General features: G+C 62.6%; 15 protein-coding genes. 12 read left to right on the top strand and 3 right to left on the bottom strand.

Features of this window, described 5'->3' with window-relative positions; genetic code table 11:
• The first annotated feature begins 131 nt into the window (after nucleotides 1–131).
• The 12 genes from ACSQ3Z_RS19255 (at nucleotide 132) to ACSQ3Z_RS19200 (ending at nucleotide 16,675) form a co-directional block, all read left to right on the top strand.
• Nucleotides 132–782: a hypothetical protein gene (locus tag ACSQ3Z_RS19255; RefSeq protein WP_436172887.1), complete on the top strand. Its 651-nt coding sequence runs from the start codon at nucleotides 132–134 to the stop codon at nucleotides 780–782.
• Between the two features lie 8 nt (nucleotides 783–790).
• Nucleotides 791–1,078: a hypothetical protein gene (locus tag ACSQ3Z_RS19250; RefSeq protein ID WP_436172886.1), complete on the top strand. Its 288-nt coding sequence runs from the start codon at nucleotides 791–793 to the stop codon at nucleotides 1,076–1,078.
• A gap of 2 nt (nucleotides 1,079–1,080) precedes the next feature.
• The gene (locus ACSQ3Z_RS19245; RefSeq protein ID WP_436172885.1) at nucleotides 1,081–2,214 is read left to right on the top strand and encodes a phage late control D family protein; all 1,134 of its coding nucleotides are present in this window, start codon (nucleotides 1,081–1,083) and stop codon (nucleotides 2,212–2,214) included.
• A gap of 10 nt (nucleotides 2,215–2,224) precedes the next feature.
• Nucleotides 2,225–2,941 carry a phage baseplate assembly protein V gene (locus tag ACSQ3Z_RS19240; RefSeq protein ID WP_436172884.1) on the top strand — a complete coding sequence of 239 codons (717 nt, stop codon included), beginning with the start codon at nucleotides 2,225–2,227 and terminating at the stop codon, nucleotides 2,939–2,941.
• Nucleotides 2,942–2,949: 8 nt separating this feature from the next.
• Nucleotides 2,950–3,255 (top strand): hypothetical protein, encoded by a 306-nt coding sequence (locus ACSQ3Z_RS19235; RefSeq protein ID WP_436172883.1) that lies wholly within the window; start codon nucleotides 2,950–2,952, stop codon nucleotides 3,253–3,255.
• Entirely contained in the window at nucleotides 3,255–3,632 is a 378-nt protein-coding gene (locus ACSQ3Z_RS19230) for a GPW/gp25 family protein (RefSeq protein ID WP_436172882.1), read from the top strand. Before ACSQ3Z_RS19235 ends, ACSQ3Z_RS19230 begins: the two co-directional genes overlap by 1 nt.
• 7 nt (nucleotides 3,633–3,639) lie before the next feature.
• Nucleotides 3,640–6,144 (top strand): hypothetical protein, encoded by a 2,505-nt coding sequence (locus tag ACSQ3Z_RS19225; RefSeq protein ID WP_436172881.1) that lies wholly within the window; start codon nucleotides 3,640–3,642, stop codon nucleotides 6,142–6,144.
• Nucleotide 6,145: 1 nt separating this feature from the next.
• Complete coding sequence (locus ACSQ3Z_RS19220; protein ID WP_436172880.1) at nucleotides 6,146–9,646, top strand: hypothetical protein; 3,501 nt, start codon at nucleotides 6,146–6,148, stop codon at nucleotides 9,644–9,646.
• 1 nt (nucleotide 9,647) lies between these two features.
• The gene (locus ACSQ3Z_RS19215) at nucleotides 9,648–11,888 is read left to right on the top strand and encodes a hypothetical protein (protein ID WP_436172879.1); all 2,241 of its coding nucleotides are present in this window, start codon (nucleotides 9,648–9,650) and stop codon (nucleotides 11,886–11,888) included.
• 37 nt (nucleotides 11,889–11,925) lie between these two features.
• Entirely contained in the window at nucleotides 11,926–15,195 is a 3,270-nt protein-coding gene (locus ACSQ3Z_RS19210; RefSeq protein WP_436172878.1) for a DUF6519 domain-containing protein, read from the top strand.
• Nucleotides 15,196–15,212: 17 nt separating this feature from the next.
• Nucleotides 15,213–15,542 carry a hypothetical protein gene (locus ACSQ3Z_RS19205; RefSeq protein ID WP_436172877.1) on the top strand — a complete coding sequence of 110 codons (330 nt, stop codon included), beginning with the start codon at nucleotides 15,213–15,215 and terminating at the stop codon, nucleotides 15,540–15,542.
• A 140-nt stretch (nucleotides 15,543–15,682) separates the two neighbouring features.
• A complete protein-coding gene (locus ACSQ3Z_RS19200) occupies nucleotides 15,683–16,675 on the top strand; it encodes an IS481 family transposase (protein ID WP_436172876.1) in 993 nt (330 codons plus the stop codon).
• 640 nt (nucleotides 16,676–17,315) lie between these two features.
• On the opposite strand, the gene ACSQ3Z_RS19195 is transcribed toward ACSQ3Z_RS19200, so the two are convergent.
• The 3 genes from ACSQ3Z_RS19195 to ACSQ3Z_RS19185 all read right to left on the bottom strand — a co-directional run bounded on the left by ACSQ3Z_RS19195 (nucleotide 17,316) and on the right by ACSQ3Z_RS19185 (nucleotide 21,568).
• Entirely contained in the window at nucleotides 17,316–18,557 is a 1,242-nt protein-coding gene (locus tag ACSQ3Z_RS19195) for a tyrosine-type recombinase/integrase (RefSeq protein WP_436172875.1), read from the bottom strand.
• A 900-nt stretch (nucleotides 18,558–19,457) separates the two neighbouring features.
• The gene (locus tag ACSQ3Z_RS19190; RefSeq protein ID WP_292450297.1) at nucleotides 19,458–20,576 is read right to left on the bottom strand and encodes an ABC transporter ATP-binding protein; all 1,119 of its coding nucleotides are present in this window, start codon (nucleotides 20,574–20,576) and stop codon (nucleotides 19,458–19,460) included.
• Entirely contained in the window at nucleotides 20,573–21,568 is a 996-nt protein-coding gene (locus ACSQ3Z_RS19185) for a carbohydrate ABC transporter permease (protein ID WP_292450299.1), read from the bottom strand. The genes ACSQ3Z_RS19190 and ACSQ3Z_RS19185 overlap by 4 nt, the downstream gene beginning before the upstream one ends.
• Nucleotides 21,569–21,622: the final 54 nt, after the last annotated feature.

Here is a 21,622-nt window from a genome sequence, read left to right as displayed (position 1 = left end):
AAGCATATTGAAAAGACCTGCCGGAATCGAGCAAAAACGACGGTTCATCCAACGTTTTCAGTTATCAATGCCGAAGAACAATGCTAGGTTCATTTTCGTTCCTTGGGGGGCTATACCAAGGAGGCCAGCAGATGGGGTCCGAGTTTCCACGCAGTCCGCGTGTGCTCAAGGGCGGCATCGTGGCCTATCGGTTACCCGATCTGTTTCCGACTGTCATCGTGTTCCAATACAATCCGGACGAGGTGTCCCGATCTTTCCAGGCGGGCGCAAGCGGTGGTGGTCGGGGTGACGCCAACAGGGTCAACGGCCCGCCGCAGGAAACGCTGACGTTTTCCGTCGAGATCGACGCCGCCGACCAGCTCGAGCGGCCATCCGAGAACGCGATCACGGTCGAGAACGGCCTGCATCCGGTCATCGCGGCGCTCGAAAGGCTGATCTATCCATCCTATCCCGTGGTCATCGCCAACGAGGCGCTCGCCTTTGCCGGCAGCGCGTTCATCCTCAGCGAACAGGCGCCGCTTGCGCTTCTCATCTGGGGTCCACGCCGCGTCCTGCCGGTGCAGATTCAGAGCCTTTCGATCAAGGAAGAAGCTTTCGATCAGAAGCTCAATCCGATCCGGGCCAAGGCCGATCTGTCGCTGAAGGTGCAGACCTATCGCGACCTCGACGTCACCAATCCCGGTTACTGGGTCTATCTCGCTTCCTTCACGCAGAAAGAAGTGATGTCGGCCCTCAATCTGCTCGGCGACCGGACAGGACTAGAAGCGATCACGCCGATCTAGGAGGCACCATGTTCTTCAGAGGCAGTCGCTACGAGCACATTGCGGACGCGTCCATCGCAGGACCCGGCGAGCGCACCATCCGCTACAAGCGGATGCGTTTCATCCCGGCGGTTACCGCACGTCTTTCGATGACGGTGAACGAAGGCGACCGTCCCGATCTCGCAACATGGCGCGCGATCGGCGACCCGGAACAGTTCTGGCGGCTATGCGATGTGAACCTCGTGCGGCGTCCGGTCGACCTGACGGCGCAAGCGGGTCGCCGGCTGGGCGTGCCGGGACCCGAAGGAGGCTTTTGAGCATGGGTCTGCTTCCCTCCTTTTTTACCGTCCAGGTGGCGATGGCGCCTATGCCGGTCATGTTTTTCCAGGCGTTGCGCGAGATCGAGGTAGAAACCTCAGTCGGACGTGCTTCGATGTTCCGGCTGCATTTCGATCTAAGCCGCAATATTTTCGGCGATTTCGATGCGCTCGCCTTCGATATTTTCCGCCCGCTGATACCGATCACCATTCGCATTTCGGCCGGCTTCGGCATCCCGCAGGCGCTGATCAACGGCTATGTCAAGGACGCCCAGCTGAGCGCGGCGAACCAGCCCGGCGCCTCGCGGCTGGAAGTCGTCGGCATGGATGCGCTTGGCACGATCATGGCGCATATCCAGCAGCCGTTCACCTGGCCGAACTTGCCCGACAGCGTCGCCGCGACCGCCATCTTCGGCAAATATGCCATGGTGCCAAATGTTTTCCCGACGCCGCCGCTGCGGACCATTCTGGACACGACTTCCAATCAGCGAGACTATGACGCGACCTACCTTTTCCAGCTCGCGGCCCGCAACAACTACGAACTCTATGTCCAGCCGGATCCTGTCATCGGTCTCGATATAGGCCATTTCCACCCGCCTTTGACGTTCATGCCTCCGCAAGGGGTCCTGTCGATCGATTTCGGCACGCAGACCAATCTCAATAATTTCTCGGCCTCCAACGACATGCTGCGGCCAACCTCGGTCGTCGGCGTCACCACTGACCCGCACACCCGCGCGCCGATCCCGTCAGTTGCTCCGGTCTCGACGGAATTGCCCATGGGGCTGGAACCGGCGCTCAATCGCATCATACCGCCACCCATCACGCGCCCGGCCGCCACCGACGCGGCAAGCCCGGCGGAAGCCCAGGCACAGGCATTTGCACGTGCGAGTTCATCGAGCCGTGCCATCACCGCGAACGGCGAAGTCGATGGGCTCAAATATTCGCGGGCGCTGCTTGCCGGGCTGCCGGTTCTGGTGCGCGGAGCAGGCCGCCAGAACAGCGGTCTCTACTACGTGCAGTCAGTGACCCACCGGATTTCGCGCGACAATTACACGCAGACCTTCTCCGCTTGGCGCAACGCGGTCGGTCTCACCGGCGCGGAGGTCTTTTTCGATCCGCTGGCGGCGGTAGCCTGAGGAGAGATCGATGCTCAATACCAACATGGCGATGGGAGAGGATCAGGGCGGCAACCGCAACCGCGTCTATGGCAAATTCGCCGGCACCGTAATGAACAACATGGACCCGCTCTTTCAAGGGCGGCTGCAGGCGTTCGTTCCAGAAATTTTAGGCGAGATCCCGACCGGCTGGGCAAAGCCGTGCACGCCCTATGCCGGGCCTACCTCCGGCTTCTTCTCGGTTCCGCCGATCGGTGCGGGCGTCTGGATCGAGTTCGAGGCAGGCGATGTCTCGCGGCCGATCTGGGCGGGATGCTTCTGGGGTGCTGGCGAGCTGCCGATGAAGCCGCCCGGCGGCCCGAGCCAACCGACGACGAAGATCTGGCGCAGCGAACTCGGCCTGACCGCCGTCCTCGACGACTTGATGCAGACGATCACGTTGACCGACGCGCTCGGCCTGAATTCCGTCGAGGTAAGCGTCGCTACCGGCGCAGTGACGATCACCGGCGCGGTGCGCGTCGTCTCCAGTGCGCCGCTGATCCAGGAAGGCAGCGCCGCTGCGGCGCATCCGGCCGTGCTCGGCGATCAGTTGTTCGCCTATCTCACCCAGCTCGTCACGCTCTTCAACGCGCATGTGCATCCCGGCGAGTTGGCGCTCGGCATCCTGCCGGTCACACCGGCGCCGCCGGTGGCGCCAATGCCGCCGCCGACCCCGAGCCTGCTGTCGATCAAGGTTCTGCTGGAGTAGGCGCGGCGATGGGTAACAAACTGAGACCCGGAAATCTGAGCCCGAAGAACCAGCATTGGGTCAATGATCCGCTGTTTGCCAACTCGATGGCGGAAGTAATCGAGGATGAACTCAATACGCTGATGACCAATGACGGCCTACCCGAACTTGACACCGACGCCTCGGACTCCACCGTGCGCGACCGCCGGCGGCTATTCATCGCCATCGCGCGCGGCGTCGTGCGCCACCTCCAGCAGAACAAGTCGGCCATAAAAGTCTTCTGCGAGGACAATGAAACCAAGCCGGTCACCGCGATCAACGTGGATTACGGCTGATGAACATAACGCGACCCTTTTTCGATTTCCCATTCGCCATCGACGAACGCGGGCTTAGCGCGCTCACCGGTGAGGACGACCATATCCGTGACCTCATCTACCTCCTGCTGTTCACCGCACCCGGAGAGCGGGTCAACCGACCGGAATTTGGCTGCGGCGTCAAGCAACTCGTCTTCGCGCCGGCCTCGGATGCCTTGGCGGCTGCGACCGAACAGCTCATCCACGGCGCCCTGATCCGCTGGCTCGATCCGGTCGTGTCGGTCGAGAAGGTAGCCGTCGCGGTGCTGGAAGCGACACTCGAAATCACCATCGTCTATGTCCGAAGGGATACAGGCGAGCGGCGCGAAGACGTGTTCAGGCACCCTGTTGCTGCATGAGGAGAACATGACGGTCTTGTCATCAGACGGATTTGTTTTGTGCGAGGACGAGCGGCGCTCCGGCATATTGCTCAACCCCGCCCATCCGCTGAACGGCATCGACTTCATCGAATACCGCCGCGACCTGCTCGCTGTGCCGGCGCGGCGGCATGTGCTGGAAGTGACCTTCCTGAAGGCGCCGCCGGCGCCGCCCGCTGTGACCGTCGCGAATTTCACTGTCATCGGCGGCGTCAGGATCGTCGATCTCAAAGTTCTCGACGTCGAGCCCGATCCGGGCGACGCGCTACGGCTCAGGGTTTTCCTCGATCGCGAAGGCGATTTTTCCGCCTATGTGCTCGACATGGACCATGCTTCGATCGACGTCGAGCGGTCGCAGGCCGAGTTCGGCTTCAAGGCAAGCTGTCCGACAGAACTCGACTGCAAGCCGGTTCACGATTGCCCGCCCGTCGTGCTCGAGGAACCGGCGCTCGACTATCTGGCGAAGGACTATCAGAGCTTCCGCCGCCTGATGACGGATTTGATCGCCGAGCGCAATCCGGCCTGGCAGGAGCGCCTTCCTGCCGATCTCGGCATGACACTGGTCGAACTCATGGCCTATGCCGGGGACTATCTGAGCTACTACCAGGATGCCGGTCCGGGAACCGAAGGGTTCCTCGACACCTGCCTTCACCGCATTTCGGCCGCTCGGCATGCGAGGCTGATCGACTACACGATGCTGAATGGCCGCAATGCGGCGACGTTCGTGCACTTCGTCGCCACGCCGGCATCCAACGTACTTGTGGCCGCGGGCCTCAAGCTGACCAGCCTTGTCGGCGTGCCGCTGGTCGGCGAGATCAACCCGCCTTCCACGATCATTTCTGTCACCGCCGACTTCGACAGCGATCCGGCATTGGCTGCCGTCACCGTATTCGAGACGATGGCGCCTGTGCGCGTCATCGCCACCAACAACGAAATCCGCATCCACACATGGGCGGACGCCCAATGTTGTCTCGCCAAGGGCACGACTTCGGCCTATTTCTACGTCGTCACCGCAGGTGGAACAGCGGTCCGGCCCGACGTCGATGCCGGTGAATATCTTTTGTTCGAAGAGATCCGCAGTCCCGACACAGGTGCCGCGCCCGATGCCGACCCAAGGCATCGCCAAGTCGTGCAGATCGATCATGTCCACCTGACCGAAGATGCCGCCTTCACCAACGTCATTGCCGGCGGCGCGCTAACGCCGCGCCTCAACATTGCTGATCCGGCTTTGCCGCTGCTGCGCATAAGCTGGAAGGAAGCGGATGCACTCGCCTTCCCGCTTTGCGTATCGGCGCTTACCGACCAGGACGTGCCGGTCGATCCAGTTTCGGTCGCGCGCGGCAATGTCGCGCCTGCCGATCATGGCCGCACTGTGGAGCGGGACACCGCGCTCGGCACGCTCGGCTTTCCAGACATGGGTGCCGGACGCTGGCCGCTGCCTTCGCTTGCACTGCCCGACGCGCCATTGACCCATGCGCAGTCGGGCCCTGCCGCCGAGCTTCAGCTCCGTTTTCCCGGGAATCCGGCCGCCGAGACCTGGACTGTCGTTCCCGACCTTCTCGACAGCGGCGCCTTCGACCAGCATTTCGTCGCCGAGATCGACAACAGCGGGGAGGCTGTGCTGCGGTTCGGCGACGACCAGTATGGCCGCCGTCCGCTCGACGTGGAGCACGTGGTTGCCCGCTACAGGATAGGCAACGGCGTTGCCGGCAACAGCGGCTGGAGCATGCTCGTTCATGCAGTCGCGAGCGGCGCTGCCGCGGCCTCGATAGACAAGGTGCGTCAACCATTACCGGCGCGCTTCGGAGAGGATCTGGAGACCGTCGAACATGTCCGCCAAATTGCGCCCGAGGCGTTTCGCGCAGTGCAGTTTCGCGCTGTCACCGTGCGCGATTGGGAGGAGGTTGCGCTGAGGCATCCCGATGTCGCTGCAGCCAAGGCGAGTTTCCGCTGGACCGGAAGCTGGTATACGGTGTTCGTCGCCATCCATCCGCGCGACGCCGCCGACCTTCGCCGGCTGCCGGGCGGCGGCGCGGAATTGCAGCCGGCCTTTGCCGCCGAGATCAAGGCACACCTGACCAGGTTCAAGCTTGCCGGCTACGACCTCAATGTTCGCGCCTCGATCTACGTGCCACTGGAAATCGATATCAGGCTCTGCGTTGGTACCGGACACTTCCGCGGTGACGTTCTAGCGGAGGCGGAGCGCGTCCTGTCCAACCGCAGCTTTGCCGACAGCTCGCGCGGTTTCTTCAATCCGCTGAGTTTTGGTTTTGGCACGGCTGTTTACCTGTCCACGCTTTACGCCGCGGTCGAGGCGATCGAGGGCGTAAACTCGGCCGAAATCACTCTGTTCAAGCGGTTCTGGGAACTGCCGCACGGCGAACTCGAACGCGGGCTGGTCGGGATGGGACCCTTCGAGATCGCGCGCCTCGACAACGATCGCAACTTTCCAGAGAACGGTGTTTTGCGCCTCAGCGCGGTGGGGGGCCTGTGACATGACGCTGCCGCACTCGGCTTTCTGCGCCTGCTGCAATTCTCCGTCCCTGCCGGTGCCGGCGCAGATATGGAACCGCCCCGGCTTGTCGGCGCTCTCTTTCCGCATTGGAACCTTCGCCACCTTCCGCGAAACCATGCTCGAGGCGATCTCCGACGAGCCCGCGCTTTCCGTGCTGACGACGCGTGAAAGCAGCGACTATGCGATCACCCTCATCGAGCTATTTGCCGCCGTCGGCGATGTCCTGACCTTCTACAACGAACGGATCGCCAACGAACTGTATCTGCGCACGGCGCGCGAGCGCGACTCCGTGCTGCGGCTGATCCGGCTCCTCGGCTATCGAATGCGGCCGGGCCTGGCAGCGCAAACCATGCTGGCGTTCACCCTCGATGCCGGCGCCGAGACGCGCATCCGCAAGGGTCTCAAGGTGATGAGCGTGCCGGGTCAGGATGAGCGACCGCAGACCTTCGAGACGGTGGAACAGATACTGGCGCATGCGGATATCAATGACCTCGGTGCTTTCGGCCAGCCGTCGCTTTTCAACGCGCTGCGCACGGGCGGGATCGGCGGGCCGCTGATCTCGCGGCCGGCCAAACTCGCCGTGAGCGACCGGCTCGTGCTGTTTGGTCTGAGCGCCATCGAGGAGAAGACCGTTGCGGCGCTCTCGGCGCGCGCCGACGGCGAAGCCATCGCCTTCGATCCGCCGGTTCAGGCACAGGCCTGGTGGCTGGAGGTGACGCGCGCGGCAAAGCTGGAGGGGCGGCTACGCTTCTTCGGCCACAACGCGCCCGCCAAGGTCAATATCTATGTTCCCGCTTCGCCGCCGACCGTGCTCTGGCCGAAGTGGACGTCGGAGACCGTCAATGCCAGTTTCGGCGCGGCAGATACAGTCTATCCGCTGGATGGGCGCTACACCGATATAGCTCCCGGTTCCCAGTTGCTGATCGACGCCGGTCCCGGTTCATCTCCGCGTTTGCGCAGCGCCACCGTTTCCAAGACCGAGGATCTGCCAACGAGCCTGAAAACGCTGGAAGACACGGTTACTCATCTGCATCTGCGCCAGACCATTCGCGGCTGCCCCGCCGTGGTTTCGCAACCGACCGGCGGGCACGCTGTTTTCGCCCGCTCCGGCACAAGTACCGTTCTCGCACTTGGCGCGACGGGGCCGAGGCAATGGACCTACCACAATCTCGACGGCGCCTCGTCCGGCGTCACCGGCACCGGAACGGCGGTCGGCAGAACGGATATCTTCGTGCGCGACAATGCCGCTCGGCTTCGCCAGAGGGTCCTGCTGGCAGGAGCTGTTCTGCCTTGGGTCAACCATGGTGGTATACTGACGTCGGAACCGCGCCCGGTGATGCGGCCAGGTGGCAATGTCACCGTTTTCGTGCGCGGTCTCGATCTTGGCCTGTGGAGCCTTGATGCGACCTCCGGCACCCCGGGAAGCTGGGTTTCGCTCGGTGGCATCCTGACCTCGGCGCCAGCACCGGTCGCCAGCGGCGGTTCAGCTCTTGCCGTTTTCGTCCGTGGTCTCGATCGCGCGCTCTGGTACCGCAGCTGGAACGGCATCGCCTGGGCCGACTGGGCGCCGCTCAAGGGGGTGCTGGCGACAGTTCCGGCAGCGGCTTCGACAGGTGCCGGCCGCATCGACGTCGTAGCGCTCGACGATGCTGGTAGCCTCATCCATCGCCTCCACGACAGCAGCGACTGGTCCGACTGGCGCAATCTCGGCGGCAAGCTGGAAGGCGATCTCGCCATCGTCGGCGGCAACCCCGACCGTATCGATGTCTTCGCCAAGGGCGTGGACGGCGGGCTTTGGCACATTTCGCGCAATGGCGCCGCCTGGTCCGGCTGGACAGCGCACGGCGGCGCCCTGACCTCTGCACCCGCGGCGGCTCGCGACGGCACTGGCGTCCACGTCTACGCCCGCGGGGGCGATGGTGCGGTCGCCTATCGGGCGCTGCTCGCCGGCGGGTGGGGGCAGTGGGCGAGCCTTGGCGAGGGCATCGGCTCGGTGCCGGACCGGCGCAAGACCGCGATATACCGCATATCCGCCGAGGACGTGGTGTTCCGCGACTACGAATATCCAACGGCTGCCTCGCAAGGGCAGTTCGTGCTGCGTCTTTCGCAAAAGCAGAAGGCTGACGATCTCGGCGGTCTGGAGAAGCTTGCAAAGGGTCGCCGCATCATGCTGCGCTCCGGCGACCGCAATCATCTGGCGACGGTGAGTGCGGCCACGTTGAGGGCAGCCATTCCCGGCAATCTTCCTGATCACCTGTTCGTCGACTTCACGCCCGTGCTGTCGGAGCCGTTCGAAAACGCCCGCCTTGTCGGCAATATCGCTGCGGCGAGCCACGGCGAAACGCAGCCCGACGAGCCGCTCGGGCATGGCGAGGCGGCGAAGGCTTTCCAGAAATTCCGGCTGTCACGCCCGGCCCTGACCTACTTGCAGAACTCGAGCAAGCTGGAGGGCGAAGCCGCGCTCGAGCTGCGCGTCAACAGCGAATTGTGGAAAGAGGTTCCGAGCCTCTACGGCCGCAAATCCGGCGAACGCGTCTACACCGCCCGGCAAAGCGTTACCGGCGAAACCCAGATCTCGATCGGCGACGGCAAGACCGGTGCGCGCGCTGCATCCGGCGCGGTCAACGTGATCGCGCGCTATCGTACCGGGCTCGGCCTCGAGGGTCTGATGAAGGCCGGCCAATTGTCGATCCCGCTCGAGCGTCCGGTCGGGCTGCGCACGGTATCCAATCCATTGCCGGCCGATGGCGCGGCCGATCCCGAAAGCCGTGACAATGCGCGCGCCTCCGCCCCGAACACGGTGCGGACCTTCGGCCGCGCGGTCTCGCTTGCCGACTTCGAATACATCGCCACCAGTTCGGGGCTGGCGCAGCGAGCGTTCGTGACCTGGGTGTGGCGCGAACTCGAACGCGCAGTGCATGTGACCGTCGCCGGGCCCGGCGGAATAAAACTGTCCAGCCTTTCGCTGAGCACGCTGCATGCCTCGCTTGAAACCGCGCGCGACACCAACCGGCCGCTGTTTCTCGCCAATCTGGTGCGCGTGCCTGTCGTTGTCTCGGCGCGCATCCTGCGCGACCCCGCTTACGAGGCCGACAGTGTCCTCGAAGCAGCGCGTACCCAACTGCTGGCGCTCCTCGCCTTCGAGACGACGTGCCTTGGCGAAGCTGCTTTCCTCAGCGGGGTCTACGCCGCCTTGCACGGCGGCAAGGGGGTCGCCGCCGTCGATATCGACCTTTTCCAGCTCAAGGACTATGCCGACCTGACAGCGACGGAGCGGGCTATCCGTGCTGTCACGGCCGACCCGGTTCAGCCGCATATCAGGATTTTCCCGGCCCGGCCGACGCCGCCGGCACCAATGATCGACCGCTTCGCCAGGGCCGGCTTCGAAGGCCCCGTTCCGCCTCTTGTCCTTGCCGCGGAACAGGCCTTCATCGAGAACCCGGCGACCGACATCAAGCTGACCGTGGTGGAGGCACTCTGACATGAGCTTCTCCAACGCCGAGCGCGACAAGCTTTATGGGCTGCTTCCGGCTTTCATCCGCGACAAGGACGACGCGGAAGGAAAACCGCTGCGCGCGCTGCTGTCGATCATTGACCGGCAAGCTGATAACATCGAAGGCGACATCCGCCAGCTCTACGAAAACGCTTTCATCGAGACGTGCGAGCCATGGGTCGTGCCGTATATCGGCGACCTCGTCGGCACCATCCCGCTCTTTGACGAGAGCCACGTCAAGGACGGCGATACCGCTGCCGAACTCTTCAAGTCTTTGACCGGCCCCAGCCTCAAGCCGTCGATCGCGCTACGCGGCCGGGCCGATGTCGCCAAGACCATCTACTATCGCCGCCGCAAAGGCACGCTGCCCATGCTCGAGGAACTGGCGCGCGATGTTACCGGCTGGTCGTCCCACGCCGTCGAATTCTTCGAACTGCTCGGCTGGACGCAGTGGCTGCGCAACCATGTGCGTGCGCATTCCTTGAGAACGCCAGACATAAGGCGCGTCGAGCGCATGGACCGCCTCGATGGCGCCTTCGACGAGATTTCGCACACGGTCGATGTCCGGCCGATCTCGCAGGATGAAGGCTGGTACAATGTCCCGAACATCGGCTTTTTCCTGTGGCGGCTCGGCGCCTATCGGCTTGAGCTTGTCGAGGCCCGGCGACTGGGTGCGGCCGGTGGTTTTCGCTATCATTTCAGCCCGCTCGGCAACTCGGCGCCATTGTTCAGCCGCAGCCGCCGCGAAGGCGACGAGGCTGGACTGGCAACGGAGCTTCATGTTCCTCAGCCGATAAGGCCAGCCCGTTTTTTCGTGGGCATCGGCGACTTCTATGGCCTTTTCGACGCCATCCCGCCATTGCCGGCCGCGACCGCGCCAAGCATCATGGTTTTCGTCGACGGTGTCCCGGTCACCACCGATCGTGTGGTTTGCCGCAACCTTTCGGTCTGGTCGCAGCCGTCGACCAACAGGATCGCCGTCGATGTCGTGCGGGGGCGGCTGGCGCTCGGACCGGCGCTGATGCCGGCAAATCGCGTCGAGGTCTACTACCACTGCGGCTTTCCGGCCGATCTTGGCGGTGGTCCCTATCGCCGCCGGGCATGGCTGACGCGGCCCACCTACACCGACAATGTGCAGATGCTGTTTGTCGACGGCACTGGCGCGCCGGGAATTTTCCCGACGATCGCCGCGGCGCTCGGACAGTGGGTTGCGGACGGTAAGCGCGATGCCATCATTCGCGTGCGCGACAACCGCACCTATCGGGAAACGCTTGCCATCGACATGACCGCTGTGGCTGTCGACCCGGGCACGTCGCTGGCGATCGAGGCAGCGGACGGAATGCGCCCGCACATCCTGCTCGATGGCCCGCTGACCCTGTCGGGAGACCGGCCGGACTATTCCGTCACCCTGGGTGGCCTGCTCATCGAGGGACGCATCGCGGTCACCGGTTCGCTCAACCGGCTGCGGCTGCTGCACACGACCCTGGTGCCGGGCGTTTCGATTGCCGAGCAGGATCCGCCGGCGCCGCAGCCGCCCGAACCGAGTATAGCCGCTGCGGCCGCTCTGCCGACCGGCGCGCCGGCAAATACCGAACTCGGCGTCGAGCTGGCCTTTTCGATCTGCGGGCCGATCCGCCTGCCTGTTCATTCGGAGACGCTGATCGCGCTGGACAGCATCGTCGACGGCGCAGGAATCGACGCGATTGCCGGTGTTGCGGGCCCAAATCTTCCGGGTCCGCCGGTGCGGCTCGAGCGCACGACGGTTCGCGGGCCGACACGCGTCCGCCAGATCGACTTCGCCACGGAGGTCATATTCGACGGGCTCGCCACAGCCGAGCGCATCCAGACCGGCTGCGTGCGCTTCAGCTATCTGCCGCCAGGATCGCGCGCGCCACGGCGCTACCGCTGCCAGCCCGACCTGGCCGAGCGTAAGGCGATTGCCGAGGAGGAGGCCCGCGTCGGGCCGCTGACCGACCCGCAACGTGCCGCCGTCCGCGCCAGAGTGCGGCTGAGGGTCAAGCCGGAATACACCGCAGAAGCCTACGGGCTGCCTGCCTATGTGCAGCTTTCGCTGCACGGGCCGGTCGAAATAGCGCAAGGCGCCGCCGATGGCTCGGAAATGGGCGTTTACTGCCACCTCAAGCAGCCGCAGCGCGAGGCCAATCTCAGGCTGCGGTTGAAGGAATACCTGCCCTTCGGCCTCGACTACGGCCTGATCTATGTGACGTAACGGGCAAAAGCGGCGGCCCAACAGGAGGAACACAGCGATGAGCGGCGACCATACGAGGTTCACCTTCGATCCCCTCAAGCGGTACTCCGGCGTCCTCATGCAGCAGGGGCGGGTACAGCTCGATTCCGACTGGAACGAAGAGGTCGCCATCCTCAAGCGGCGTCTGCGAACCACGGCACTGGATGTTTTCGGGCCGGTCGGCGTGCCTTATCTTTCCAACCCCGGTGCTTTCAACGTCGGCCTGATCCCGGGTCCGCCGGCTGATCTGTCGATCGGCCCGGGACGTCTTTATGTGGACGGCGTGCAGGTCGAGGCCTTCGCCGAAGAGAATTTCACCTATCTCAATCAGAAATTCCTGCCGGCACCGCTCCCCGCGCCACTGCCTGCCGGCGATTCCGTCGTCTTTCTCGACATTTGGGATCGCGAGGTTACCTATATCGAGGATCCGGAGCTTCTCGACGTGGCGCTCGGCGGTGCCGATACCACGACGCGAGTGCAGACGGTCTGGCAATTGCGTGTCGAGGGGCGGGACGGCGCGACCTGTGGCCTCGATGTCGGCCAGCCGCCGTCAGCCGGCCGCCTGACGACGGCGGCGGTAGCGCCGCCAACGCCCGACGACCCATGCATCCTGCCGCCGGCCAGCGGCTACCGCGGACTGGAAAACCGGCTCTACCGGATCGAGGTTCATACGGGCGGGGCGCTGGGCACCGCGACCTTCAAATGGTCGCGCGATAACGGCACCATCGTTTCGGCGGTCAGGTCGATCGCCGTCAGCGGCACGCAGACCACGCTGACCGTCAACCGCATCGGCCGCGACGAATTCATGCGTTTCAAGATCGGAGATTGGGTGACGGTGACCGATGATCATCGCGAACTGATGGGCGAAGCGGGCGAAATGGCGATGGTTGCCGACCTCGATATGGCCAATCTTCGCATCGTCATCGACCGGTTGATCCCGACTGGTACGGGCAGGGCCTTTGGCGCCAACGACGCGGAAGTCGGAGCAAGGCACACCCGCATCCAGAAATGGGACCAGACCGCCGCGGCCAATCCGGGCCTCAATCCCGTCTCCGGGTTGATCCTGACGGCTGCCGGGCCGATCGCCATCGAGGCAGGGATCGAGGTGAGTTTCTCGGTCGTGCCCGTCGGCGGGTCGTTCCGCGTCGGCGACTATTGGGTATTCTGGGCGCGTACCGCCACGGCGGAAATCGAGGAACTTGTCGCCGCGCCGCCGCGCGGCATAAAGCACCGCTATCTGCAGCTTGCAGCCGTCGTCGGTCTTGGCGGAGCCGACCCTGTGGTGATGGATTGCCGTCCGCCGCCTCCGCAACAAGGCCAAGCCGATTGCTGCTGCACCATCATCGTGCGCGTCGGCGAGGACATCCAGGCCGGCATCGACGCGCTGCCCGAGCAGGGCGGCTGCGTTTGCCTCAAGACCGGACTGCACCTCGTCCGCGAATCGCTGCGCATTGCGCGCGGAAGCATCGTGCTCAAGGCGGAAAGTCCGGGAACCACCGTCCGCTCGACAGGAGCCGGCCCGGTTCTCATTGTCGGCAACGGCGGGGGGCGCGTTGAAGGCGTGGATGTCCTTGGCATTGCCTTTGAGGCGAACCAGTTGAGGCAAGAGGCGGACGGCGTCGTCATCGTTGCCATGTCGGCAAACGTGCGGATTGCCAACTGCACCATGCGGGCCGTCCAATCGCGGCAATTCGCCGGGCTGTCGATCGTTACCTCGGATCGGGTATCGGTCTTGCAATGCCGCATCGATTCTGTCGCCCTCGGCATATGGGTCAGGCAACGCTGCGAGGATTTCGTGGCAGATGGCAACGCAATCGAACTCAGGCGCCAACGCGGCGAGGACGGCCTCCCCCCGCTGGCCGGCATCCTTGTCCAGGAATCATCATTTGCCTGCCGGATCACCCGCAATCTGGTCACCGGCGCGCTCTTCGGAATCGTCGTTGACGACCACCCCGATGCCGCAGCTGCGGCGTCGCTTGCCGATCGTTCGATCGTGGCCGACAATCTTGTCGATTTGCCAAATTTGTCAGAAGGGCTCGATACGACCGCCCGGTTTTACGGGATCGACTGCGCCGCCGATTTCTGCACCATCTCCGGCAACAAGGTGCGCTATCTGCACAGGCTGTTCGTCGGCATTCGCGTGACCGGATCTCTCTGCGGCATTACCGGCAACACGCTTTTTTCCGGCCAGAAGGAACGTGATATCCGCGGGCCGCTAGCGATCCTTATCGGCCAGGCCGAGGATGCCGAGGCGCCACCGGTTCTCGGCGGTGTGATAACCCAGAACTTCCTGGCCGGACCGCAGAATGGCATCATGATCCTCAGCGCCGACGATCTTGTTGTCGACGGCAATGTTGTCGAAGGGATGGGGCAAGGAAGCTTCGCCATTCTCGGCACGCATGTGCGCGGCTCGCACTTTGGCGGTAACCGCGTCCGTTCCGCGCTGAGCGGTTTTCTTCTGGCCGACGGCCATCAAAACCGGATTTCGGAAAATGACATTCGCGGGGGCGTCGCCGGCATATCCCTGTTCAGGGAATGGGGACCTGCCATCCACGGCAACAGGCTCGACAATCTCGAACAGTGGGGTGTGCTCGGGCTGTTGCTCTTCGCGCGCTGCGAGATCACCGACAATCGCATCGTTGCGTGCGGCCGCGCCATGAGTTCCGTTGCAACGGCGATCGGGTTGATCGCCGTCGCTGGAGAGGCCCACATCGTCGGCAATGAGGTCATGGATACCGGATCGCTGGCGGGCGCGGCGCCGACCACCACGGCCGACTACGGCATTTCGGGCGACCTCATCATGGAAGCGCGTGTATCCAACAATCTCGTCACCTATTCGGACGCGTTCGCCCGTGATCCGTCACGCGAGGATCGGGCGCTGGTCATGCGCGGCCTGCTCGACTTCCAGCTCAACGACATTCTCACTTTCGGCTTTGCCGTTCAGATCCACGGCAACAAATTCATCGGTACAGGCCGCACCGCGCTTGTCGAGTTGCGCGAGACCGAAGTCAACAATGGCTTCATCAGGTTCGAGCGGGTGTCTTTCGACCAGAATTATTGCATGCATCGCTCACCGCCGGATCGGAACGACAGCCGCGCCACGGTGTCGTTGACTGGCCGTTCAGCGATCGTCACCGGCAATCACGTCAAGGCCACCACGCCGAACTATTTTTCGGTGAATTTCAACGGCGTACCGGGGCCGTTCATCGGCAATGTTACGACCGGCGGCAGCCTGCAGCACACACAGTTCCCGGCCCCGGAATCTGCCTTCAACATGATTCAGACATAGACGGAAAGGACCGTGCCATGACGCTCGACGAAATTCTGAAGGAACATTCGGCCTGGCTCGACAAAGCCGCCAAGCAGCCTGTTTTCGCCAAAGTCACTGAAAAGGATGTCAACTTCCCGCAGGAACTGCGCGACCGGCGTGCCGAGGAAATCGCGGCAGCCATCGAAGCGCTCTCGCAGCGCCGCGACGAGACCACCGCGCGCTACGAAGCCGCTGTAGAAGGCTACAAAAAGGAACTCGAGGCACTGAAATCGGCGCCGGCTCCGACTACACAACCTCCGACGGACCCAAAGCCGAAACCGGCGCCGGGACCGTCGAGGGCTTCATCCAAGAAGGCAACGAAATGAACAAGGATCCAGGGGGGCGGTCAGCGAGCTGGTTGCGCAAAGACGCGCAATCGAGGTCCTGACGTTGACTGCCCAGGGCCTAGCTGTTTGATCCCAGGCTTTGATGGTTCATCATTGTCGTCCGAATCAAAGGATGCGCTATGGGCCAGGTTCTGCATGGGAGCGCCACGACGACAGAGGCGATCCGTCGAGCGATACAACATAGTCAAGCGAGCCTGAGGACGCTTTCGAAGCGCTATGGCATCAACCCCAAGACGGTCGCGAAGTGGAAGAAGCGGAGTTCGACCGCCGATCTGCCCACCGGCCCCAGGGAGCCGAGATCGACGGTTCTGTCTGTCGAGGAAGAGGCCGTCATCGTCGCCTTCCGGCGCTACACGCTGCTGCCGCTCGATGATTGCCTCTACGCGTTGCAGCCGACGATGCCGCATCTGACACGCTCTTCATTGCACCGCTGTCAGCAGCGCCACGGCATCGGCCGATTGCCGGATGTCGAGGGCGACAGGCCGGCGAAGAAGACGTTCAAGGCCTATCCGATCGGCTTCTTCCACATCGATATCGCGGAGGTCCGAACCGAACAGGGCAAGCTACACATGTTCGTCGCCATCGACCGGACCTCGAAGTTTGCCTTCGTCGAACTGCACGAGAAGGCTCCGACAGCCATTTCCAAAGAGTTTCTGCAGCACCTGATCGCGGCCGTTCCCTACAAGATCCACACCGTGCTCACCGACAACGGCATCCAGTTCACGACGCCCGGCGCTGGCGGTTCGGCCGTTCCACTCATCAAGGAAGCGATCGCAAATGGCGAGATATTCCGGGCTCATGCCTTCGAATACACCTGTGCCAAGAACGATATCGAACATCGAACCACAAAGCCAAAGCACCCCTGGACCAACGGCCAGGTCGAGCGCATGAACCGCACCATCAAGGACGCGACGGTCAAGCGCTTCCACTACGACGATCACGACCAGCTGCGTCGGCATCTTGCTGACTTCGTCGCAGCCTACAACTTCGGCCGCAGACTGAAGACCCTCAAAGGCCTCACCCCCTACGAGTTCATCTGCAAGGCATGGGCTTCCCAGCCCGAACGCTTCACTCTCAATCCGCTCCAGCAAATGCCGGGACTAAACACCTAGCCAACAGGGAAATCGCCACCCGCCAGGAGAAAGCCTGTGCAGACTTCGTTGTCGCGCAACCTCGACCTTGATCGCCTGTTCACGCACCGTTGACGTTTGGATCAGGCAGAAGAGGTCTACCGGATCCTTGACGCCCAGTCGGGCGGCAAAGGCGCCTTCATCTTTTAGTCTAGCGTATAGCCAAAAACGCTCTACCACGCCGCGTCGCCGCGCTTGATCGCGGCGTGTCGGCCATCAGGATCGGCTGCGCTCAACGGCAGCGCGTCGGTTCACCGGCTCGACGAACAGCATCAAGATCGCTGTGCCGACCGTTCACGTCGAGGGCGGAGCGGAGACGGCGGCCGCTGCGCAGCAGGCGCTAGAAATGCCAACCTCTCGCCCCAGCAGCGAACCAGGCCTAAATTTGGGTGACTGATCGGCAGCCTTTATGCGACGCGGCGAGCGCCCTTGGCGCCGCAGTAATCGGCGAATTGGCCAGACCGCCGTGGTCGACCAGCCGGATAGACTGATCCAGCATCAAATGGGACTAACTCCAAAACAAACCGGTGTTAATTCAATAATTTACGACAATTCATTGAAGTCGTGCTGTACCAAGTGCAGTACCGAGCAACGGGGGCAACCGGCGGCTGCGCCAATGCCATCAGCCAGCCCTACGATTTCGGTTCTTGTCGAGCACCGCCTTGACGAACTGATCCCACTTTTCCATGCCTGCACGCTTCTCGGGCATGTAGTTCCAGCGGTCGTAGCTCTTCGAGCTGACGTCGTGCAGGGCATGGTTCTGGATGCGGTCGCGGATCTCCTTTGAGATGCCTGCCTTGCCGGCGAGCGTCTTCCAGGTTCTTCGCAGATCGCGGTTCGTGACGATCGGGATGACGTTGCGCTCGCGCTGCCGCCAGATGAAGCTGTAGAGCGTGGCGTGGCTGACCGGCTTCGACGGGTCCATCGCGGAGGAGAAGAACCAGCCATGCTTGTTGGGCTTGATTGACTCGATCAAGTCCGCTGCGAGAGAGGGAACAGGAATGGCATGCGGCCGGCTGCTCTTCGTCTTCGACCAGTCTATGACCCCCTCAGTCGCATCCCACTGGTCGACATGGAGGCGTGCGATCTCCTCGACCCGCTGCCCGGTCAGCATGATGATACGCACGGCGCGTGTATAGGGCGGATGCACCGGAGCATCGGGGCACTCCAGCCAGCGATAGAGCCGCACGAATTCGTCCTCGTCGAGCCAGCGGCTACCAACGGTCTTCGGCTCGGTCGGGATGCCGGCGGCTGGGTTGTAGACCAGGCTGAAGCGACGAGGGGAGGTGGTGCGGTAGTCATGCTCCGACTTCATGCCCCAACTGTAGGCGGAACGGATGTAGCTTCGGACATGGTCGGCCATGGCGCGGGCGCCGCGCTCATAGATGGGGCGGATGACGTCGGCGACCTCGTCGGGCTCGATCTCGCGGGCAGGGCGGTTGGACCCGAGCGTGTCGGCTATCCTGTTGAGGCCCTTCTCGACCTCCTTCCAGGACGGCTTGCCATTCTCCTTTAGGGACTGGACGTAAGCCTCGAACAAATCAGCGACAGTTCCGGGTCGGCTATCGCTTGCGATCTTGATGCTGCGGCCCTTCTGGATGAGGTTGGCATAATCGCGCTTGAACACTTCACGGGCTTGGGCGAGCGACATCGAGGGGTAGTTGCCGAGTTTCGCCTTGGACCGCTTTCCATCGCGCCACTGCTGTGCCATCCACTCGGCGGTGACGCGCCTCGGCATCGGCTTCAGCACGAGCACAAGGCGGCCGGTACCGCGGCCTTCTCCATCGGTGAGGCTCACCTGCTTTCCCGACTTCTCCACCCGTTTGATGGCTTGGCGGAGGGCTCCGTCGGTGAGACTTGGCATGCGGCAGGGCTCTTGCAAACTGGGATCGGCTAGCCCTCGCGGATTGGTGGCGGTTAGGCCTCCGATCGACAAGAACCACCCCCAATATGCAAAATGCCGCCCCCAGTACGCAAGCCCAAAAATGTCAGTGAATCAGCGGTATTGAACGTGATCCAGCGTGGCTTTTGAGGGGCAGGTAGGATGGTTGTGCATCACGCTCAATCACGCTGGATCATGGTGGTACACGATGGAGCAAGGTACCGTGGGCGGACATAGCGAGCCAACGGGGGGCGTTGAGCTGGGGCAGGGGATTGGTGGTTGCATCAGGGCGGACCGATGGGGATGACTCGTGCTCATCCGACTTGACACGCAGCATGTCATTCTCGAACAGGAAAATTGCACCGCACGTGGACACTTTGCAGCGACGCAATGGGCGTCTTGATTGGGGCCGGGAGCGGACTTGCGGCTTCGAGGCTTGGAATTAGAGAAGCGGACATTCAGGCGCCCCCAAACGCATCGACGTTAACTGACCCTTCTGTGACGTTCGTCCGAGAAGCTCCGTAAGTCCGCAATTTCAGCGAAGGCGGACATTGCGACGGTCATCTCAAACCAGGTCACAGCGCGGCACGCCTTCTACCTCGCGTCCCTGTGTCGCTGCGCGGTGATCTCCACCGCCAGGCTGACGGCAGTGCGGATCAGGGCTTGGCGCGCTTCCGATCAACGCCCTTGCTCTTTGCGAGCGCTGATCTAGTAGAGAAGCCTCCAATAACTCCTTCTCGGGGGGGCTTACTCGTTTACAGCGCGATGGAACACTACTTATTCGGAACTGAGCTTGCTGCCAGAATCCTGTGGCGATCGCGACGAGAGGATGAAAACCGAGACAACAGTGGATTGAACACCGCGGCGCAAACCGGCTACCGGCTAGTACGCCGATCCCAGTTGCAGCGCTAGACGTTTCCCCGAATTTGCATCGAACAAGAAGCCCCGCTCTAGGGGGAACCGAACCGCCACTTTGCTGTCGAAATCGACGTAGTAGTTCTTCGGCATCTTGACCGAGACGCTTTCTTTGCCGACCAGGAGCGTAACCAGGGTCACATCGCCGGTGGGCTCGGCGGCATAAACAGTGGCGTCAAATAGTCCACTGCCCGGTTCGACAATGCAGGCATCTTCCGGCCGAAACCCCATCACGGCAGCCGCGACAGCAGGAGCGTTTACTGCAGCAACCGGCAGATTAACCCCATAGGTCTCAAAGCGGTCGTTCTCAATCCGCCCGTGCAAGAAGTTCATCGGCGGCGAGCCTATGAACCCGGCGACGAACAGGTTCGCCGGGTGGTCATAAACCTCCCGCGGCGTGCCAATCTGTTGCAGTACGCCCTGCTCCATGATGGCGATTCGATGCGCAAGAGTCATCGCCTCGACCTGATCATGGGTAACGTAGATCGTCGTCACGCCAAGATCGTGCTGCATACGCTTCAGCTCGGCGCGCATGAATCCTCGCAGCTTCGCGTCGAGGTTGGACAGTGGTTCGTCCATGAGAAACACCGATGGTCGCCGCACGATCGCGCGCGCCAGGGCGACACGCTGCCGCTGTCCGCCGGACAGTTGGCGAGGATATCGGTCGAGGAAGCCTTCCATGTGGACCTGAGCCGCGGCTTCGCGTACGGCGATCTTGCGTTCCTGTTGCGGGAAGCCGCGCACCTTCAACGGAAAGTCGATGTTCTCGGCGACCGTCTTATGCGGATAAAGCGCGTAGGATTGGAATACCATAGCGACGTCACGATACTTCGGCAGGATGTTGGTTACGTCGGTGTCACCAAGCACGACTTGCCCCGTGTCGGCGGTTTCAAGCCCGGCGATAATGCGCAGCCCCGTGGTCTTGCCACAGCCGGATGGCCCGAGAAGCACCAGGAACTCACCGGGCGCTACATCGATGCAGAGGTCGCTGACCACTTTGATGGCGCCAAACGACTTACCAAGCCCGCGCAGCGACAGACGCTGCGCCTGAATTGCTGTGCCGCCACTCTCTTTCACCGCGCTCATCCCTTTATCGAACCCAGCAGAATGCCCTTGGAAATGAAGCGTTGCAGGACCAGCGCCATCAGCATGACCGGAATGATCATGACCACAATCACCACGGCCATAGTCCACCACAACACGCCTTTCTCGCCGGCGTTCATGGCCGCCACAAGGATGGGCATCGTCTGGGCGTTCGTGGTCGAGAGAACCAACGAAATCAAATATTCGTTCCAGCAAAGGATGAGGACAAGCAGCGTGGTTGCGGCGAGGCCAGGCGCGGCCAGCGGCATGATGATTTCGAAGAAGGTTCTGATGCGGGTGGCGCCGTCAAGCTGGGCACTCTCGTCGAGGTCGGTCGGAATGGTCAGAAGAAAATCGTGCATCAGCCAGACGACGATCGGCAGGTTTACGACCGAATAGGTGAGTATCTGGGCCAGATGCGTGTCGAGCAGGCGTACCTGCTGGAACATCAGGTAAATGGGAACGATGCTGACGATTGGTGGGAGAATGCGCTGCGATATCATCCAGAACAATATGTCGCCATTTCCCAGCGTGCCCTTGAAATGCCGTCCGAGCGCCCGCGCCAGGAAATAGAAGAGTGTTACCGCGACGGTAAACGACAGCCGCCAGTCGACTCCCCACCGCCCAACGACGATTGCAGCCGCCGCCATACACAGCACGAAGATCGCTATCACCCCGAACTTCGGTTTGTAGTGAAGGCGACTGAGCCCATAGGCAGCCATCGAACCGATTGTCACGCAAAGCGCGGTGGCGCATAGCGCGATGATGATCGAGTTCAGATACGCCTTGGACGTATCCTCGAAATCGTTGATGAAAAGCTCGCGCCAAGCATGGGCGCTAGGTGTGAAGTCGATCCACGGCAGATAGACCGGTCCGCCATTCACGTCGATGGGCAGTTTGATCGACGTGATCGCAACCCAATAGAGCGGGAACAACACGAAGGCCGCCCAGAGGATCAGCAAAGCGTAGACGATGATGGCCGTGGCGGGAGCCATATGTCTGATAGTCCTTGGTTCGAACCATCGCGACGCAAATGACCTCCTTGCGGA

The sequence above is a fragment of the Mesorhizobium sp. LjNodule214 genome, from assembly GCF_964252735.1.
Lineage (GTDB): Bacteria > Pseudomonadota > Alphaproteobacteria > Rhizobiales > Rhizobiaceae > Mesorhizobium.
The sequence above is the reverse complement of the archived record's forward strand: the minus strand, read 5'-3'. Positions and strand labels throughout refer to the sequence as shown.

What these genes read in the sequence shown, in the direction of transcription:
- ACSQ3Z_RS19255 (WP_436172887.1), top strand. Translation starts at nt 132, where the DNA reads ATGGGGTCCGAGTTTCCACGCAGTCCGCGTGTGCTCAAGGGCGGCATC.
- ACSQ3Z_RS19250 (WP_436172886.1), top strand. Translation starts at nt 791, where the DNA reads ATGTTCTTCAGAGGCAGTCGCTACGAGCACATTGCGGACGCGTCCATC.
- ACSQ3Z_RS19245 (WP_436172885.1), top strand. Translation starts at nt 1,081, where the DNA reads ATGGGTCTGCTTCCCTCCTTTTTTACCGTCCAGGTGGCGATGGCGCCT.
- ACSQ3Z_RS19240 (WP_436172884.1), top strand. Translation starts at nt 2,225, where the DNA reads ATGCTCAATACCAACATGGCGATGGGAGAGGATCAGGGCGGCAACCGC.
- ACSQ3Z_RS19235 (WP_436172883.1), top strand. Translation starts at nt 2,950, where the DNA reads ATGGGTAACAAACTGAGACCCGGAAATCTGAGCCCGAAGAACCAGCAT.
- ACSQ3Z_RS19230 (WP_436172882.1), top strand. Translation starts at nt 3,255, where the DNA reads ATGAACATAACGCGACCCTTTTTCGATTTCCCATTCGCCATCGACGAA.
- ACSQ3Z_RS19225 (WP_436172881.1), top strand. Translation starts at nt 3,640, where the DNA reads ATGACGGTCTTGTCATCAGACGGATTTGTTTTGTGCGAGGACGAGCGG.
- ACSQ3Z_RS19220 (WP_436172880.1), top strand. Translation starts at nt 6,146, where the DNA reads ATGACGCTGCCGCACTCGGCTTTCTGCGCCTGCTGCAATTCTCCGTCC.
- ACSQ3Z_RS19215 (WP_436172879.1), top strand. Translation starts at nt 9,648, where the DNA reads ATGAGCTTCTCCAACGCCGAGCGCGACAAGCTTTATGGGCTGCTTCCG.
- ACSQ3Z_RS19210 (WP_436172878.1), top strand. Translation starts at nt 11,926, where the DNA reads ATGAGCGGCGACCATACGAGGTTCACCTTCGATCCCCTCAAGCGGTAC.
- ACSQ3Z_RS19205 (WP_436172877.1), top strand. Translation starts at nt 15,213, where the DNA reads ATGACGCTCGACGAAATTCTGAAGGAACATTCGGCCTGGCTCGACAAA.
- ACSQ3Z_RS19200 (WP_436172876.1), top strand. Translation starts at nt 15,683, where the DNA reads ATGGGCCAGGTTCTGCATGGGAGCGCCACGACGACAGAGGCGATCCGT.
- ACSQ3Z_RS19195 (WP_436172875.1), bottom strand. Translation starts at nt 18,557, where the DNA reads ATGCCAAGTCTCACCGACGGAGCCCTCCGCCAAGCCATCAAACGGGTG.
- ACSQ3Z_RS19190 (WP_292450297.1), bottom strand. Translation starts at nt 20,576, where the DNA reads ATGAGCGCGGTGAAAGAGAGTGGCGGCACAGCAATTCAGGCGCAGCGT.
- ACSQ3Z_RS19185 (WP_292450299.1), bottom strand. Translation starts at nt 21,568, where the DNA reads ATGGCTCCCGCCACGGCCATCATCGTCTACGCTTTGCTGATCCTCTGG.